Source organism: Erwinia sp. PME.40.26/001 (assembly GCF_055556675.1).
Genome location: NZ_JBVHNP010000040.1, coordinates 1 through 385, shown reverse-complemented (window position 1 = coordinate 385; position 385 = coordinate 1). Strand labels below are relative to the sequence as shown.

At 67.5% G+C, this 385-nt stretch carries 1 protein-coding gene; it reads right to left on the bottom strand.

Annotated elements, in window-relative coordinates:
- A partial coding sequence (locus ACZ3HG_RS23115) for a hypothetical protein (RefSeq protein ID WP_465334630.1) occupies window positions 1–385 on the bottom strand: 385 nt, incomplete at both ends.

Below are 385 nucleotides of genomic sequence, written 5' to 3'. Positions count from 1 at the left end.
CTGCGCAGGGATCTTCACGAAGATGTCGACCAGCTGCGATGTGACTGCAGCGGAGAGCAGGTTTTCGGAGTCGAGCTCCGTGCTGTTGATGTCGTCCGTGACGACGACCGCGGCGATTTGCCCGCCGTACTCCTGGGCGGTGTCGAAGGCGCCGCCGGCGGCGGTGAGCGAGGCGACCGGATTGGCGAGCAACCCGGTTGCCAGCACGGCGCAGCACGCGGAAATGAATAGCTCTGCCCACCCGGTGGAGTGCCGGCCGAGCATGATCGCCAGGCCGGCCACGCCGCCGGCGATCGTCAGTGCGAACGGGATCCATGCGATCTCACCGAGGAAGTCCTGCAGGAGGTCGGCCAGTGCGCCGAACGGCGCCGCGACGATGTCGACC